The following is a 17982-nucleotide window of genomic DNA, read 5'->3' on the forward strand; positions in this document are numbered from 1 at the left end:
GGGATTGAAGCGGAGAAGCCGGGAAATGCGTTGCAGGAATAATGCCATCAGAAGGTTATTCGATTAACCTTAGAGGAAATGTCGCAATCGAGAGAAAAGAAGATGGCTTCTGTCACGCTGGCGCAGGTCGCAGAACGGGCCGGGGTTTCCACTGCCACCGTATCCATGGTGCTGCGCAACCGGGGACGTATCTCAGACGCAACACGCCGGCGCGTATTAAAGGTGCTGAATGAGCTGGGTTATGTTTATAACCAGACCGCCGCAAATTTGCGTAACCGCACCAGTAATCAGGTCGGCCTGCTGCTGCATGACATTACTAACCCTTTTTACGCTGAAATGACGGCAGGGCTGGGCCAGGAAATGGAGTGTCATGATTTGCTGCTGTTTCTGGCCAATAGCGAAGAGTCGGGCGAGCGACAGCAGAAATTTGTTGATTCGCTGATGCGCAATAACGCCTGTGGCATGGTGTTGTGCGCCGCTAAAGAGACGCCGACTCTCTTTTACGAGACGCTGAAACGGCGCAATATCCCGACAATCATGGTGGTGCGGCCGCTGAATGATGGGGCGTTTGATTTTGTGGGCACAGATAATTTTCAGGGGACTCAGCTGGCAACGCAGCATTTACTGAGTCTGGGGCATCGTCATATTGCGTTTATCGGCGGCAGTGACAACTCGATCAGCCGCGCGCAGCGAATCGGAGGCTACAGCAGTACCCTGCTTGAGCACCGCCTGCAGCCCAATAGCCACTGGGTGGTGACGTCACTGGCCAGTCAGAGCGATGGCGCCCGCGTGTCTGAGGGGCTATTCAGGCGTTACCCGGAAATCACCGCTGCGGTTTGTTACCAGGATATTGTCGCCTTAGGCGTGATGCAGACGCTGCGTAAAATGGGTCGCGTGCCGGGCAAAGATTTTGCGCTGGTGGGCTTCGACGATATTCCGGAAGCTTCGCTGGTGCAGCCTGCGCTGACCACCGTTTCGGTAGCGGCAAAAGAGATTGGGCGGCAGGCGGGAAAGTTACTGTTCAGCCGGATTCAGGGAAACGATGAGCCGCCAAAGCGCATTATTTTACCGCCGGTACTGCGAATCCGTGAAACCTGAGGCGCAGTCTGCACAACTGTTTTTCTGATAACCCGGGTAGCGTTACTCAAATTTCTAATTATTGGCGATTTTTGCTGGCGACGATATTCGCGGCTGGTTAACCTGATTACGTCTACGTCATTTATTAACCTTAAAGAGTCATACTATGCATGATGCACAAATCCGCGTGGCTATCGTGGGAGCGGGGGGCCGCATGGGACGGCAGCTGATTCAGGCTGTGGTGAATTCGGATGCGGTTTGCTTAGGTGCGGCGCTGGTGCGCCCGGGGTCTTCGCTGACGGGTACTGATGCGGGTGAACTGGCCGGAGCGGGCCGGCTGGGCGTTCAGGTGGTGGATAACCTGGCTACCGTAGTAAATGACTTCGATGTACTGATCGATTTTACCCGCCCGGAAGGCACGCTCGATTACCTGGCTGTTTGTCGTGAGCAGAGCAAAGCGATGGTGATCGGCACCACCGGTTTTGATGAAGCAGGCAAAGCGGCCATTCGCGCAGCGGCGGAAGATATCCCCATTGTGTTCGCCGCTAACTTCAGCGTTGGGGTGAACCTGGTGCTGAAGCTGCTGGAGAAGGCGGCCAAAGTGATGGGCGACTATGCGGATATCGAAATTGTTGAAGCTCACCATCGTCACAAAGTGGATGCGCCATCGGGCACTGCACTGGCGATGGGTGAAGCGATAGCCGACGCCATGCAGTGGAAACTGGATGAGCATGCGGTTTATAGCCGTGAAGGCCATACCGGTGAGCGCCAGCCACAGACCATCGGCTTTGCCACGGTGCGGGCAGGAGATATTGTGGGTGAGCACACGGCAATGTTTGCTGATATTGGCGAGCGGGTAGAGATTACCCACAAGGCCTCAAGTCGTATGACCTTTGCAAATGGTGCCGTTAAGGCAGCGTTCTGGCTGAAAGGTAAAAAAACCGGCCTGTTTGATATGCGTGATGTGCTGAATTTATCAATGTTGTGAGTGTTGTGAACCATCGTGATGTGGTTGTTTCAATCGATAATCACTTGATTGAAAAGGGGCAATGTTTTCATTGCCCTTAATTTTGCCAAAAATAGGCATTACGTTCTTATAATGCATACTGCAATCTGTTTTTAATCTTTATCTGTCATTTTTCTCTCCGGAAGTCGCTAATTTTGACCATTTGGTCAAAAATAATGGTCACTACCTCACGGTTTCGATTTTTTGCTGTCTGGCAAACGATTATTCCACCGAGTTTTCCGCTCTTTTTACCGCTCATGCCCGTTTTACCACTCAGAAGGCAGATAATAGTGAAAAAATCCCGACTCAGGGTAGACAAGGACCAGGTCGATCATTAGAATGCGCGCAATTTGCCAAAAATCGACAATTCAGGCGGTTTTTGCATTGATTCAGGCCAGTATTTTGAATTAATATGCAGATATTGTGACTGTTTATTCCCTGGAGGATGTTTTGATTAAGTCAGCGCTCTTGGTTCTGGAAGACGGAACCCAATTCCACGGTCGGGCCATCGGGGCAACAGGGTCGGCAGTGGGGGAAGTCGTTTTCAACACCTCAATGACCGGTTATCAAGAAATCCTCACTGATCCTTCCTATTCCCGCCAAATCGTCACTCTCACTTATCCTCATATCGGCAATGTCGGTGCCAATGCCGTCGATGAAGAATCCAGTCAGATTCATGCTCAGGGCCTGGTTATTCGTGATCTGCCGCTGATCGCCAGCAACTTCCGTAGCGAAGAGGGCCTGGCTGCCTGGCTGCAGCGCAATAACGTTGTGGCGATTGCCGATATTGATACCCGTAAGCTAACGCGCTTACTGCGTGAGAAAGGGGCGCAGAACGGCTGCATCATCGCCGGTGACAACCCGGATGCTGCGCTGGCGCTGCAAAAAGCCCAGGCGTTCCCCGGTCTGAAAGGGATGGATCTGGCGAAAGAAGTCTGCACAGCGGAAACCTATAGCTGGCAGCAGGGCAGCTGGCAGCTGGAAGGAGGACTGCCAGAGCAGGCTGCAGCGGAAGCGCTGCCTTACCATGTGGTCGCTTATGACTACGGTGCCAAGCGTAACATCCTGCGGATGCTGGTAGACCGTGGCTGTCGCCTGACGGTTGTCCCGGCACAGACCCCGGCTGAAGAGGTGCTGAAGCTGAACCCGGATGGCATTTTCCTCTCCAACGGTCCGGGCGACCCGGAACCCTGTGACTATGCTATCAGCGCCATTCAGTCCTTCCTGAAAACCGATATTCCGTTGTTTGGTATCTGCCTCGGCCACCAGTTGCTGGCGCTGGCCAGCGGGGCGAAAACTGTCAAGATGAAGCTGGGCCACCACGGCGGTAACCATCCGGTGAAAGATCTGGATAACAACCGCGTGATGATTACGGCGCAGAACCACGGTTTTGCAGTAGATGAAACCGATCTGCCGGCGAACCTGCGCGTGACGCACATTTCGCTGTTTGACCAGACCGTGCAGGGGATTCACCGCACTGACAAGCCCGCGTTCAGCTTCCAGGGTCACCCTGAAGCGAGTCCGGGACCGGGCGATGCCGCACCGCTGTTTGACCACTTTATTGAATTGATTGACGCATTCCGTTCGAAAGCGAAGTAATCAGGAGCTAATCATGCCAAAACGTACAGACATAAAATCCATCCTGATTCTTGGCGCCGGTCCGATTGTGATCGGCCAGGCCTGCGAATTTGACTATTCCGGTGCGCAGGCGTGTAAAGCGCTGCGTGAAGAAGGTTACCGCGTCATTCTGGTCAACTCCAACCCGGCGACCATTATGACTGACCCGGAAATGGCCGATGCGACCTACATTGAGCCGATTCACTGGGAAGTGGTACGTAAAATCATCGAAAAAGAGCGCCCGGATGCGGTCCTGCCGACCATGGGCGGCCAGACGGCGCTGAACTGTGCGCTGGAGCTGGAACGTCAGGGCGTGCTGGCGGAATTTGGCGTCACCATGATTGGTGCCACTGCCGATGCGATTGATAAGGCCGAAGACCGCCGCCGTTTCGACGTGGCGATGAAAAGTATCGGGCTGGATACCGCCCGTTCAGGCATCGCGCACAATATGGAAGAAGCGCTGGCAGTGGCTGAAGATGTCGGTTTCCCGTGCATCATCCGCCCTTCATTCACCATGGGCGGCACCGGCGGCGGTATCGCCTATAACCGCGAAGAGTTTGAAGAGATTTGCGAACGCGGTCTCGATCTCTCTCCGACCAATGAGCTGCTGATTGATGAGTCGCTGATTGGCTGGAAAGAGTATGAGATGGAAGTGGTGCGCGATAAGAACGACAACTGCATCATTGTCTGCTCAATCGAAAACTTTGATGCGATGGGCATTCACACCGGTGACTCGATCACCGTCGCACCCGCCCAGACGCTGACCGATAAAGAGTACCAGATCATGCGTAACGCCTCGCTGGCGGTGCTGCGTGAAATCGGTGTCGAAACCGGTGGCTCCAACGTGCAGTTCTCGGTCAACCCGAAAAACGGCCGACTGATTGTGATCGAGATGAACCCACGCGTCTCGCGCTCCTCCGCGCTGGCTTCCAAAGCCACCGGCTTCCCGATTGCTAAAGTGGCAGCCAAACTGGCGGTCGGCTTTACCCTCGATGAGTTGATGAACGACATCACCGGCGGCTTAACGCCAGCCTCGTTCGAGCCCTCGATTGACTACGTGGTGACCAAGATCCCACGCTTCAACTTCGAAAAATTTGCCGGTGCCAACGATCGCCTGACCACCCAGATGAAATCGGTGGGTGAAGTGATGGCGATTGGCCGCACCTTCCAGGAATCGATGCAGAAAGCGCTGCGCGGGCTGGAAGTGGGTGCCAACGGCTTCGACCCGAAAGTTCACCTCGACGATCCGGAAGCGCTGACCCGCATCCGTCGCGAACTGAAAGATGCCGGTTCTGACCGCATCTGGTATATCGCGGATGCGTTCCGTGCTGGCATGTCCGTCGATGGCGTCTTCAACCTGACCAACATTGACCGCTGGTTCCTGGTGCAGATTGAAGAGCTGGTACGGCTGGAAGAGCAGGTGGCGCGTGAAGGGGTTAACAGCCTCGACTATACGTTCCTGCGTGCCCTGAAGCGTAAAGGCTTTGCCGATGCGCGACTGGCGACGCTGGCCGGCGTGGCCGAAAGCGAGATTCGTAAGCTGCGTCAGCAGTTCAACCTGCATCCGGTTTACAAGCGCGTGGATACCTGCGCCGCTGAGTTCGCCACCGATACCGCTTACATGTACTCCACATATGAAGAAGAGTGCGAAGCGAATCCGAATCAGGATCGTGAAAAAATTATGGTGCTGGGCGGTGGACCCAACCGTATCGGCCAGGGCATTGAGTTCGATTACTGCTGCGTTCACGCGGCGCTGGCGCTGCGTGAAGATGGTTACGAGACCATTATGGTCAACTGTAACCCGGAAACCGTCTCGACCGACTACGACACCTCTGATCGCCTCTACTTCGAACCGGTCACGCTGGAAGATGTGCTGGAGATAGTGCGCATTGAGCAGCCAAAAGGCGTTATCGTCCAGTATGGCGGTCAGACCCCGCTGAAACTGGCGCGCGCGCTGGAAGCCGCTGGTGTACCGGTTATCGGCACCAGCCCGGACTCGATTGACCGTGCGGAAGACCGTGAACGTTTCCAGCAGGCTGTCGATCGCCTGAACCTCAAGCAGCCGGCTAACGCCACGGTGGCGACGCTGGAGCAGGCGGTAGAGAAAGCCGCCGGACTGGGTTATCCGCTGGTGGTGCGTCCTTCCTACGTGCTCGGTGGACGCGCAATGGAAATCGTTTATGACGAAATCGACCTCAAGCGCTACTTCCAGACGGCGGTTTCGGTCTCAAACGATGCGCCGGTCCTGCTGGACCGCTTCCTTGATGATGCGGTAGAAGTGGACGTCGATGCGATTTGCGACGGTGAGCGGGTGCTGATCGGCGGCATCATGGAACACATTGAACAGGCGGGCGTGCACTCCGGTGACTCCGCCTGTTCACTGCCGGCCTACACGCTGAATCAGGAGATACAGAATGTGATGCGTCAGCAGGTCGAGAAGCTGGCGTTTGAACTCAACGTGCGCGGCTTAATGAACGTTCAGTTCGCGGTGAAAGACAACGAAGTCTACCTGATTGAGGTCAACCCTCGCGCCGCGCGTACCGTGCCGTTCGTCTCTAAGGCGACCGGGGTCCCGCTGGCCAAAGTGGCAGCGCGCGTGATGGCTGGCAAAACCCTGGCCGAGCAGGGCGTCACCGAAGAGGTGATTCCGCCGTACTACTCGGTGAAAGAGGTGGTGCTGCCGTTCAACAAGTTCCAGGGTGTCGACCCGATTCTTGGCCCGGAAATGCGCTCCACCGGTGAGGTGATGGGCGTGGGACGGACCTTCGCTGAAGCCTTCGCCAAAGCGATGCTCGGTGCGCAGAGCAACATGAAGAAGTCAGGCCGTGCGCTGTTGTCGGTGCGTGAAGGCGATAAGAAACGTATCGTCGACCTCGCCGCCAAACTGCAGAAGTTTGGTTTCGAACTGGATGCGACCCACGGTACGGCAGTGGTGCTGGGTGAAGCGGGCATCAATCCGCGCCTGGTCAATAAGGTGCATGAAGGGCGTCCGCACATTCAGGATCGTCTGAAGAATGGCGAGTACACCTACATCGTCAATACCACCGCAGGCCGTCAGGCGATTGAGGATTCCAAGCTGATTCGCCGCAGCGCACTGCAGTATAAAGTGCACTACGACACCACGCTGAACGGCGGTTTCGCCACGGCGATGGCGCTGAATGCCGATCCGACGGAACAGGTTATTTCGGTGCAGGAAATGCACGCACAAATCAAAGCGAAATAATCGTGATAACGGCTCCTGCGGGAGCCGTTTTTTTGGCTTTTATTGGTACTGAAATACTCGTGATAAGCAGACGCATTTGAATTAAAGTTACTGATTTGGCTTAATTTTTTAGCTTTCGGTGCGAATGAAGCCGTTTCGCACATTTTTATAATTGAAACACTTCCTGTACAAATCTTTCATCAGTACTATGCCTGCCGCTCATTACCAGAGCGGATTCAGGACAAAAATAAAATGAAAATGCGTACTTTTTCTCTGAGTGCAGTGGCTGCACTAATGGCAATGCTCCCTTTCGCCAGCCAGGCGGAAATCACCCTGTTAAAACAGGACCCGCAGGCGGGCGATCCGCTTAGCCGCCTGAACTTTGCCGTGGGCGGCAGTATTCGTGCTCAGGTCAACCACCAGACCGGCGTGAATGACAAATCCTACAAGCGTGACGGTTTTGACGGCGGCACCCGTTTCCGTTTCGGCGCTGACTACTACCTGTTTGATGATGTCAGCTGGATCAGCTACTACGAGCTGGGCGTCAACATACCTGCGGTATTCGACTGGGATCGTCATTACGCGGATGGCGCTAATAACACCACCCGTCGTCAGCTCTATACCGGCCTGAAAAGCAAAACCTGGGGTCAGCTGACCTTTGGCCAGCAGAACAGTGTCTATTACGATGTGGTGGGCGCCAAAACCGATATCTGGGATTACGATATGATCGGTCAGGCACCCGGCAACGGTATCAATGGCGACTATGACGGATCTTACCGCTCGCGTAAGCAGCTGAAGTATAAAAACACCTTCGGCGATGTCGATCTCTATGCCTCATACCTGTTTGACGATAACGAATATCTGCCAGGTAACGGCCTGCGCTACAAGCGTAAAGGCGGCGGTTCGCTGGGCCTGGATTATCACATCACTGACGATCTGACCTGGGGCACGGCGTGGAACTACACCCATGCGGCGATGCGTAACCCGGATAACGGCGACAGTAAAGATTATGACCAGAACATTCTGGGGACTGCGCTGAGCTGGACGCCAGGCAACTGGACCCTCTCTGCGGGCGGTGGCTGGTATCAGAACTTCATGACCACCAAACGCAAAGATGTGCATGATTACTTTGCTGACGACGCGTGGGGCATTGAGTACTTTGCCGGTTATAAAGTGCCGGTGGCACAGTACGGTCTGAAAGCGGTGCAGCCTTATGTAATGGGCGATCGCATCGAGTACGCTAACGGTCGTAATTACCAGCGTATTGATAACGGTCTGGGCGTTACGCTGTTCCTCGACTACGGCTTCCGCGTCGATTACGAACACGTCTTTACCTCCAGCACGGATAACCTCGGTGATATGAATCTGGTGCGTCTGCGCTACGACTTCTGATTACCCTGACGGCTCCTGCGGGAGCCGTTTTTATTTGTTTCTCTTCCTGTTGTACCAGCCTAAGCCGGACCGCAGTCGCGCTGCGGCATTCAGCCACCATTGTGCGGTGAAAAACTCTGCATCAGCGCGAAAACGCGGTGACATAAAAGCTTTACTCAAATAGACCTTTCCCGCTATCGACGAAAGTTTCGCCTTTACGTATGATGGCGCCAATTTTTTCCAGTGAGTGGTTAACATGATTAGTCTTATCGCGGCATTAGCAGCAGATCGCATTATTGGTATGGAGAACGCCATGCCGTGGGACCTGCCTGCAGATTTGGCGTGGTTTAAGCGCAACACGCTGAAAAAGCCGGTTATTATGGGGCGGCTGACCTTTGAATCGATTGGTCGTCCGTTGCCGGGCCGGCTGAACATCGTGGTCAGCAGCAAGCCGGGCAGCACTGAAGGCGTTACCTGGGTTACCTCGCTGGATGCGGCGTTAGAGGCTGCGGGTGAGGCGGAAGAAGTGATGGTAATTGGCGGTGGCCGGATTTATGAGCAGATGCTGCCGCGTGCCGACCGTCTTTATCTGACCCATATTGATGCGGAAGTGGAAGGCGACACTCAGTTCCCGGACTACGAGCCGGATGAGTGGCAATCGACATTCAGTGAATTTCATGACGCCGATGCGCAAAATTCCCACAGCTATTGTTTTGAGATCCTCGATCGCCGTCGCTAATCCTGCGGCGGCCGCTGTTCCTCGCCGACTGTAACAAAGCTGTCACTTAACTTAATTAGCATTGCTTCTTCTCTGGGATCAATACAAAGGAAGCAATGATAATGAAAACCGAATTAACCGCCTTAAGTACTGACCGTCTGCCCGATCCATTGCGTCGAAAATTCATTGCCGGTTCCGGAGCTCTCGGTCTGACCGGCTTTCTCGGTGGCGGACTTACGCTGTCTGGTCATGCACTGGCCAAAGGCGAACCGACCGGCAGCCCGCTGTTAGGCTTCAAAGCCATTACCGCCTCAACCGCTGATGAAGTGGTGGTGGCTCCAGGCTACCGGGCAGAGGTATTAATCTCCTGGGGTGACCCGCTGGTTGACGGCGCAGCGGCGTTTGATCCGCAGGGCAATAACAGCGCAGAAGATCAGGAAAAACAGTTCGGTGATAACAACGACGGCATGAGCTTTTTCGCCATTGATGACCATCATGGTGTCATGGCGATCAATAACGAATATGTCAACGAACGCACCCTGTTTGCCCACGGCGGCAGCAAAGCCACCAGTCTGGAAGATGTTAAGAAGTCACAGGCGGCGCACGGTGTTTCGATCGTTGAAGTCAGACGTGGCGAAGGCAATCGCTGGCAGGTAGTACGTCCTTCTGACTATAACCGCCGCATCACGGCCAATAGCGAAATGCGCTTTTCCGGCCCGGCGGCGGGTGATAAAGCGTTGCAGACCGCAGCCGATCCGCAGGGAATTAAGGTGCTGGGCACCTTTGGCAACTGCGCCAACGGCAAAACCCCGTGGGGCACCTATCTCACCTGTGAAGAGAACTATGACACCTACTTTGGTTCTCATCAGGCTGACTTTACGCCCACCCCGCAGCAGCAACGTTACACCCTGAACGCCGCCGAACCCGAACGTAACTGGGCTGATTTCGATCCACGCTTCGACATCGCTAAAAACCCCAACGAATTTAACCGCCACGGCTGGATCGTCGAGATCGATCCGTTTGATCCACGCTCCGTTCCGGTAAAACGTACCGCGCTGGGCCGCTTCAAACATGAAAACGCGGCAGTAACCGTCGCTAAAACCGGGCAACTGGTGGTTTACATGGGTGACGACGAGCGCGGCGAGTATATCTATAAATATGTTTCGGACGACAAAGTCATCCCGGACGATGCGCAGGCAAATCGCGAGTTGCTCGACAAAGGCACGCTCTATGTCGCGCAGTTTAACGGCGATGCGAACGGCACGCCGCTCAAAGGCACCGGACGCTGGCTGGCGCTAAAGTGGGGTGAAAATGGGCTGACCGCTGACAAGGGCTTCAACAGTCAGGCCGATGTACTGATTAACGCGCGTGCTGCGGCAGATGTGGTTAGCGCCACGCGCATGGATCGACCGGAGTGGATCGCGGTGAATCCGCATGATGGCCGCGCCTATTGTACGCTGACCAACAATAACAAACGCGGCAGTGAAGCGATGCCGGTCAATGCCGCCAACCCGCGACCTGAAAATATTTATGGACAGATTATTCGCTGGGATGAGAAGGGCGACGCGACGGCGCTGCGTTTTGACTGGGATATTTTTGCCCTGTGCGGTAACCCCATCGCACACCCCGAAGGCATCTATCGGGGTACACCGAACATCACCGCTGAAAATACCTTCAACAGTCCGGATGGACTGGGATTTGATGCGCAGGGCCGGCTGTGGATCCTGACCGATGGCAAGTACAGCAATAAAGAGGATTATCAGGGGCAGGGCAATAATCAGATGCTGGTCGGTGACCCGAACAGCGGCGAAATCCGCCGGTTCATGGTGGGACCCAAATCATGCGAGCTGACCGGCATTACCTTCACGCCGGATTACAAAACGCTGTTTGTTAATGTTCAGCATCCGGGTGAAGAGGGCGACTCTCACTTCCCGCACAACAGCCCGCGTCCACGCTCATCAGTGGTGATGATTACTCGCGAAGATGGCGGCGTTATCGGCGCATAACGCTGCAGATACTGGCCGATCAGGCCAGTATCTCTGTTACAGCGTCGGGGGGGACAGGTTCTCGCTGGAGGCTAAGGCCTTTTCACGATTCGATGGCTGCACCACGTAACGCTGGCTTTCCCAGTGCAGCAGCGTCAGCGTACCGCCCCAGCAGCAACCGGTATCCAGGCCAATAATCCCTGCTGGCGTACCTTTGCCTTCCAGCGAGGCCCAGTGACCAAACACAATGGTATAGTCGCGTGCCACCGGTCCTTCAATGTTGAACCAGGGCTTTAACGGCGGCAGCGCCGATTCCGGCGTATCCTTACAGATCATATCCAGCTGACCATTCGGGAAGCAGTAACGCATGCGGGTCAGGGCATTGGTACTGAAGCGCAGGCGGGCCAGTCCGGTGAGGTCTTCGCTCCAGTTGTTCGGCATGTCGCCATACATCGCATCCAGGAACAGCGGATAGCTGTCACTGGCCAGTACCGACTCTACTTCACGCGCACACTTTTTTGCGGTTTCAATATCCCACTGCGGCGTAATGCCGGCATGGCCCATCACCAGCTTTTTCTCTTCATCAACCTGCAACAGCGGTTGACGACGCAGCCAGTTAATCAGTTCATCCGCATCCTCCGCTTCCAGCAGCGGTGTCAGGCGATCTTTGGGTTTGTTACGGCTGATACCCGCGTAGACCGCCAGCAGATGCAGATCGTGATTACCCAGTACCAGTCGCACCGCATTACCCAGCGATTTCACGTAGCGCAGTACTTCAAGCGAGCCGGGGCCGCGCGCCACCAGGTCACCGGTCAGCCACAGCGTATCCTGCTGAGGATCGAAATCGACCTGCTGCAGTAGCGCACGTAATTCGTCGTAGCACCCGTGAACGTCACCAATCAGGTATGTGCTCATAGACTTTTATCCAGTATGAAAATTTGCCCGACGACGCGGGCAACAGGCGTGCAAATCAATGAATGTGAGTCTGAATTGCGAGGCGGAAAACCGGGATCTCAACGTGAAAGGTTTCACCCTGCTCGTCGACCATCACATAGTGTCCCTGCATGGTGCCCATTGGGGTTTCAATCACAGCACCGCTGGTGTACTGAAATTCATTACCGGCAGCGATGTGCGGCTGTTCACCAACAACACCTTCGCCCTGAACTTCGGTTTCCCGGCCGTTACCGTTAGTAATCAGCCAGTAGCGTCCCAGCAGTTGCACTGATGAACGGCCGAGATTGCGTATGGTAATGGTATAGGCGAAGACGTAACGTTCGTCATCCGGAGAAGATTGCGAAGCAACGTACTGGCTTTGTACATGAACCGAGACGCGGGCCGTTTCACTCATCACTTACTCCTGCGATTTTCCCTGATGGTCCGCCAGCCAGTTTGCCAGCTGACAATATTGCGCGACCGAGACGTTTTCGGCCCGCAGGGTTGGATCAATCGACAACGCTTCCAGCGCACCGGCCGCGACCATATGGCTCAGGCTGTTGCGCAGGGTTTTACGACGCTGACCAAAGGCTTCAGTGGTCACGCGGCTCAGGATACGCACGTCGCTGACCGGATGTGGCGGCTCGGCAAACGGTACCAGGCGTACCACGGCAGAATCCACTTTCGGCGGCGGCGTGAAGGAGTGTGGCGGCACTTCCAGCACCGGGATCACCTGGCAGTAATATTGCGCCATGACCGTCAGACGACCATACGCTTTGCTGCCCGGACCGGCCACCAGACGGTTGACCACCTCTTTCTGCAACATGAAGTGCATGTCTTTGATCGAACCAGTATAGCTGAAAAGGTGAAACATCAGCGGGGTCGAAATATTGTACGGCAGGTTACCAAACACACGCAGCGGCTGGCCGCGTTCCTGCGCCAGCGCGGCGAAGTCGAAGGTCATGGCATCCTGCTGGAAAATGGTCAGCTTCGGTCCGAGGAACGGATGGGTTTGCAGACGCGCAGCGAGATCGCGGTCCAGTTCCACCACCGTTAAGCTGTCGAGGCGTTCGCCCACCGGCTCGGTTAAGGCACCCAGGCCAGGACCGATCTCCACCAGCGCTTCATCGCGCTGCGGATGGATAGCGGAGACAATGCTGTCGATAATGTACTGATCGTTCAGGAAGTTCTGCCCGAAACGTTTACGGGCGTAGTGCCCCTGATGGACGCGATTATTCATTACTGCTCTTGATCATAGTGATGGCGAGGTTAAGCGCCGTGATGAAGCTGCCCGGTTCAGCCTGGCCCAGCCCGGCAAGTTCAAGCGCGGTGCCGTGGTCAACTGAAGTCCGGATAAAGGGCAGGCCAAGGGTAATATTTACCGCCCGGCCAAACCCCTGAAATTTTAGCACCGGCAGGCCCTGGTCGTGATACATCGCCAGCACCGCATCGGCATATTGCAGATATTTGGGCTGGAACAGCGTATCCGCCGGCAGCGGGCCGGTCAGCTGAATCCCCTGCTGACGCAATTCGTTCAATGCCGGGATAATAACGTCGATCTCTTCCCGACCCATGTGGCCGCTTTCACCCGCATGCGGGTTAAGGCCACAGACGTAAATGTGCGGCTCGGCAATGGCGAATTTCTGCTGCAGGTCGTGATGCAGAATGGTAATGACTTCGTGCAGACACTCCCGCGTCACCGCGTCTGAGACCGCTTTCAGCGGCAGATGGGTGGTGGCCAGCGCAACACGCAGCGATTCGGTTGCCAGCATCATCACCACCCGATGGCCACCGGCGCGATCGGCAAAGAACTCAGTATGGCCGGTGAAGGCGATACCGGCATCGTTGATCACACCTTTGTGCACCGGGCCGGTGATCAGGGCGGCAAATTCGCCGCTCAGACAACCGTCACAGGCGCGCGCCAGCGTGGACAACACATAGTCGCTGTTGGCCACGCAGAGCTCGCCAGGCGTTACCGGCTGTGCGGTTTCAATCGGCAGGATAGTCAGCGTACCCGCCTGCTGCGGCTGTGCCGCCACGCCGGGCTGATAATTCCGCAGCGTCAGCGGCAGACCGAGCTGCGCCGCACGCTGCTGCAATAAAGCCGGTGAGGCGCACACCACCAGTTCAACCGGCCAGTTTTGCTGGGCCAGTTGCACCGTCAAATCGGGACCAATCCCGGCGGGTTCGCCGGGCGTGATCACCACTCGGGTGTTACTGCGCATTGTTATCCAGAATCTTCACGTAGGCACTGGCACGTTGTTCCTGCATCCAGGTCTGTGCCTCTTCTGCAAACTTGCGGTTGAACAACATGCGATAGGCTCGCTCTTTCTGGGCCGCATCGGTTTTATCCACCTGACGGGTATCCAGCAGCTGGATTAAATGCCAGCCGAAAGAGGAATGGACCGGCTGGCTGGTCTGGCCTTTTTGCAGGCGCAGCAGCGCATCGCGGAACGCCGGATCAAAGGCTTCCGGTGAGGTCCAGCCGAGATCGCCGCCCTGGTTGGCAGAGCCTGGATCGTCCGAGAACTTTTTAGCGGCGGCCGCGAAGGTGGTTTTCCACTGCGAATATCGGCGGCAATCTGCTCCAGCTGAGCACGCGCCTGATCGTCAGTGAGAATCGGCGACGGCTTCAGCAGAATGTGACGCGAATGCACTTCGGTCACCGAGACATTTTTGCTCTCACCGCGCAGATCGTTCACCTTCAGAATGTGGAAACCGACACCGGAACGAACCGGACCGACGATGTCGCCTTTCTTCGCGGTTGCCAGCGCCTGCGCAAACAGCGTCGGTAGCTCTTCGATTTTGCCCCAGCCCATGTTGCCGCCTTTCAGCGCCTGAGAGTCAGCCGAGTAGGTGACCGCCATTTTGCCGAAGTCCGCGCCATTTTTGAGTTCACCCACCAGCTGTTTCGCCAGGGTTTCCTGCTCATCGACCTGCTGCTGTGTCGGGTTTTCTGGCAGCGGCAGCAGGATGTGGCTGACGTTCAGCTCGGTGCCCTGACTGTTCTGTGAGCCGATCTGCGTCGACAGTGTATCCACTTCCTGAGGCAGGATGGTGACGCGACGGCGCACTTCGTTATTACGCACTTCCGCAATCAGCATCTCTTTACGGATCTGCGAACGGTAGGTGCTGTAGTTCATGCCGTCGTAAGCCAGACGGCTACGCAGCTGATCGAGGCTCATACGGTTCTGCGCAGCGATGTTCTGAATTGCCTGATCCAGCTGCTGGTCGCTGATCTCAACGCCCGCTTTTTCGCCCATCTGCAGAATAATGTTGTCCATGATCTGACGTTCCAGAATCTGATGGCGCAACGTTTTGTCATCTGGCAACTGCTGACCTGCCTGCTGGGCCTGAGATTTGACGGTGCTCATCATACCGTCCACGTCGCTCTCAAGCACCACGCCGTTATTGACCACGGCTGCAACTTTATCAACCACTTGTGGTGCTGCGAACGCGGTGTTGGCACTGATCGCCACACCAAGAATCAGCATTCTCCAGTTCTTCATACTTTATCCATTGTTGGTTCCGCACTGCGGGATTGCCTGTCAAACATCACAACATCAGAAAGCGCGCTGGTAAGGAATGATGCCCTGACGCAGCATTTGGTTGGTGCCTAAGCCATAGTTGGAACTCAGACCACGCAGCTCAATGTTGAATGAGATTTGGTTGTCATACTTACTGTCGTTATTTTCCCAACCGTTAATTTTGCGCTCGTAGCCCAGGCGAATCGCGTAACAGCATGAGCTGTATTGCAGGCCAACCAGTTGCGATGCCGGACGCGTGTTGCGGGTATCGTAGTAGTAAGCGCCTACGACAGACCATGCATCCGCAATCGGCCAGCTGGCCGTGGTGCCGACCTGAGAAATCCCGTTTTTGAAAATAGGGTTATCCACCAGCGTACTGTCATTCAGTGCGGTCGCCACGTATTCCGGGCTGCTGTAGCGGTAGCTCAGCTGCACCATACGATCGGCATCACGACGGTATTCCAGGACGGCATTTCCCTGGGAGACGTTATCGAGTTTGGTATCATACTGAATCCCACCCCGAACGCCCCAACGATCGCTTACTTTCCAGTATGTATCGCCAGCCCAGATCAGGCTGCCGGTATCATCTTCTTCACTGGTCTGATTGACGCCAGTGCGAGAAGGGGTAAACGAGTAGATTTGACCCACGGAAACGTTAAAACGTTCAACCAGATCGTTATCATAAATACGTGTAGTGACGCCGGTTGCCACTTCGTTGGCGGACGCGATGCGATCCAGGCCGCTATAGGTACGGTCGCGGAACAGACCGGTGTAGTCAGTTTGCAGCTGGGTCGAGTCGTACGGATAGATATTGCTCTGGTCGCGATACGGGATATAAAGGTACTGCACCCGCGGTTCCAGCGTCTGGGTATAGCCTGCCGCCGAAATCATATCGCGGTCAAACACCATCCGGCCATCAACTTTAAACTGTGGCAGGGTGCGGTTTACCGACTCATCAAGAGCGCCACTCTTGCCATTCACGCCAGCGTAATTGTTGTTGTAGTACTCGACGTCAGTTTGCTGATAATGGGTCGCCAGCAGCTTCGCTTCGGTATCCAGACTGGCCCAGCCGTTGGAGAGCGGCAGGTTCAGCGTCGGTTCAACGTGTAAACGGGTCGCTTCAGGATAGCGATCGCTGACGTTAGTAAATTTCACCGCCTGTGCGTAGATGCGGCCATCAAACGGACCGATATCGTTCTGATAGAAATTGAGATCCAGCTGCGGCATTGCGCGGTAGACATTGCTGTTGCTGGTGTCGCCAAACACCTGGAAGTCTTTAGTCGAGAGCGTGGCGTCCCAGTTGGACTCTGCATAGCCAATGCTGAATTTCTGCGTAGCGTAGTTGTCGGTCGAGCTGTAGTACTTCGAGTCGAGATCGTTGAAGTAGTACTGGTCGCTGACCTTGGTGTAGTCGGCACTGAAGCGCCAGTTCTGGTCATAAACACCGGCATGACGCCAGTAGAATAACCAGCGGTCAGAACTGTCGTCCTCGGCGATGCCGCGCACCGCTTTGTCGTTATCGTACTGTTTGTCCGATCCCAGATAATCGAACTCCACCAGACCCGCACCGGCGACAGTCAGATAACGGAATTCGTTTTCAAACTGCATGCCACGCTTACTCATGTAGTGCGGCGTGATGGTGGCGTCGACCTGCGGCGCAATGTTCCAGTAATAGGGCAGCACAAATTCAAAGCCGTTGTTGCTGCCATATTTTGCATTTGGGATCAGGAAACCGGAGCGGCGGCGATCGCCAATCGGTAACTGCAGATAGGGACTGTAAAATACCGGCACCGAGCCAAGCTTGAAGCGGGCGTTCCAGATCTCCGCCACTTCCTCTTCACGGTCCTGAATGACTTCCGAGCCCACCACGCTCCAGCTATTGGAACCCGGCAGACAGGAGGTGAAGCTGCCATTTTCCAGAATGGTATAGCGGTTATTGCCGCGCAGCTTCATCTGGTCAGCGGTGCCGCGCCCCTGACGATCCACCATCTGGTAGTCGCCATTCCAGACGTTGGTGTCTTTGCTGTTGAGGTTTGACCAGGCTTTCGGACCTTTCAGGATGACCTGATTGTCGTCGTAGTGCACATTACCCAGGGCATCCACGGTACGAACCGGCGTGGTCTGGCCCTCCGGCTGACGCTGATGAAGTTGTACTTCATCCGCCTGCATCCGGCTGTTGCCCTGTTCAATATTCACATTGCCGGAGAAGACCGCATCGTTGGGGTAATTCCCCTTAGCGGCGTCGGAGTGAATGGTTACCGGCAGCTGGTTAGTGTCGCCACTTACCAACGGGCGGTTGTAACTCGGCACGCCTAACATACACTGCGACATTAAATCGTCGGCAAAGGCTTGCTGGCTAATGGCTGAGCCGATCAGAGTGGCCAGCAGGGTAGGTATATGTTTTTTCATACGCGGTATCGAGAATTCCATGAAAACTGGCATCATGCCGACAATCGGGTCAGAGACTAACTTACTGCCCGGCGTTGTGCCAGTGTTAATCCTTTTCTGTCCGCGTTGCCGTTAGGCGCTGAGATAAATGACAGGTA

At 55.4% G+C, this 17982-nt stretch carries 12 protein-coding genes and 1 pseudogene; 7 read left to right on the forward strand and 6 right to left on the reverse strand.

The genetic code is table 11. From position 1 onward, the window contains the following. Nucleotides 1–102 precede the first annotated feature (102 nt). The 7 genes from HA41_RS01265 (at nt 103) to HA41_RS01295 (ending at nt 10997) form a co-directional block, all read left to right on the forward strand. Nucleotides 103–1098: a LacI family DNA-binding transcriptional regulator gene (locus tag HA41_RS01265; protein ID WP_094119232.1), complete on the forward strand. Its 996-nt coding sequence runs from the start codon at nt 103–105 to the stop codon at nt 1096–1098. Nucleotides 1099–1243: 145 nt separating this feature from the next. Beyond that, nucleotides 1244–2065, forward strand: coding sequence for a 4-hydroxy-tetrahydrodipicolinate reductase (gene dapB, locus HA41_RS01270; RefSeq protein WP_094119233.1), 822 nt, complete (start codon nt 1244–1246; stop codon nt 2063–2065). 468 nt (nt 2066–2533) lie between these two features. Next, nucleotides 2534–3682, forward strand: coding sequence for a glutamine-hydrolyzing carbamoyl-phosphate synthase small subunit (gene carA, locus HA41_RS01275; protein WP_094119234.1), 1149 nt, complete (start codon nt 2534–2536; stop codon nt 3680–3682). A gap of 13 nt (nt 3683–3695) precedes the next feature. Continuing rightward, nucleotides 3696–6923 (forward strand): carbamoyl-phosphate synthase large subunit, encoded by a 3228-nt coding sequence (carB, locus tag HA41_RS01280; protein WP_094119235.1) that lies wholly within the window; start codon nt 3696–3698, stop codon nt 6921–6923. Nucleotides 6924–7160: 237 nt separating this feature from the next. Further along, nucleotides 7161–8294: a porin gene (locus HA41_RS01285; protein ID WP_425270635.1), complete on the forward strand. Its 1134-nt coding sequence runs from the start codon at nt 7161–7163 to the stop codon at nt 8292–8294. Between the two features lie 235 nt (nt 8295–8529). After that, complete coding sequence (gene folA / locus HA41_RS01290) at nt 8530–9012, forward strand: type 3 dihydrofolate reductase (protein WP_094119237.1); 483 nt, start codon at nt 8530–8532, stop codon at nt 9010–9012. Between the two features lie 101 nt (nt 9013–9113). Beyond that, entirely contained in the window at nt 9114–10997 is a 1884-nt protein-coding gene (locus HA41_RS01295) for a PhoX family protein (RefSeq protein WP_094119238.1), read from the forward strand. 36 nt (nt 10998–11033) lie between these two features. On the opposite strand, the gene apaH is transcribed toward HA41_RS01295, so the two are convergent. The 6 genes and pseudogenes from apaH to lptD form a co-directional block, all read right to left on the reverse strand. Further along, nucleotides 11034–11891: a bis(5'-nucleosyl)-tetraphosphatase (symmetrical) ApaH gene (apaH, locus tag HA41_RS01300; protein WP_094119239.1), complete on the reverse strand. Its 858-nt coding sequence runs from the start codon at nt 11889–11891 to the stop codon at nt 11034–11036. A gap of 55 nt (nt 11892–11946) precedes the next feature. Then, the gene (gene apaG / locus HA41_RS01305; RefSeq protein ID WP_094119240.1) at nt 11947–12324 is read right to left on the reverse strand and encodes a Co2+/Mg2+ efflux protein ApaG; all 378 of its coding nucleotides are present in this window, start codon (nt 12322–12324) and stop codon (nt 11947–11949) included. A gap of 3 nt (nt 12325–12327) precedes the next feature. Then, complete coding sequence (gene rsmA, locus HA41_RS01310; protein WP_094119241.1) at nt 12328–13149, reverse strand: 16S rRNA (adenine(1518)-N(6)/adenine(1519)-N(6))-dimethyltransferase RsmA; 822 nt, start codon at nt 13147–13149, stop codon at nt 12328–12330. After that, a complete protein-coding gene (pdxA, locus tag HA41_RS01315; RefSeq protein WP_094119242.1) occupies nt 13142–14134 on the reverse strand; it encodes a 4-hydroxythreonine-4-phosphate dehydrogenase PdxA in 993 nt (330 codons plus the stop codon). Before pdxA ends, rsmA begins: the two co-directional genes overlap by 8 nt. Next, nucleotides 14124–15418 (reverse strand): annotated as a pseudogene (gene surA / locus HA41_RS01320) (peptidylprolyl isomerase SurA). Before surA ends, pdxA begins: the two are co-directional and overlap by 11 nt. 54 nt (nt 15419–15472) lie before the next feature. Then, nucleotides 15473–17845 carry an LPS assembly protein LptD gene (gene lptD / locus HA41_RS01325; RefSeq protein WP_094119310.1) on the reverse strand — a complete coding sequence of 791 codons (2373 nt, stop codon included), beginning with the start codon at nt 17843–17845 and terminating at the stop codon, nt 15473–15475. Nucleotides 17846–17982: the final 137 nt, after the last annotated feature.

Origin of the sequence: Pantoea conspicua, from assembly GCF_002095315.1 — a bacterium.
Lineage (GTDB): Bacteria > Pseudomonadota > Gammaproteobacteria > Enterobacterales > Enterobacteriaceae > Pantoea > Pantoea conspicua.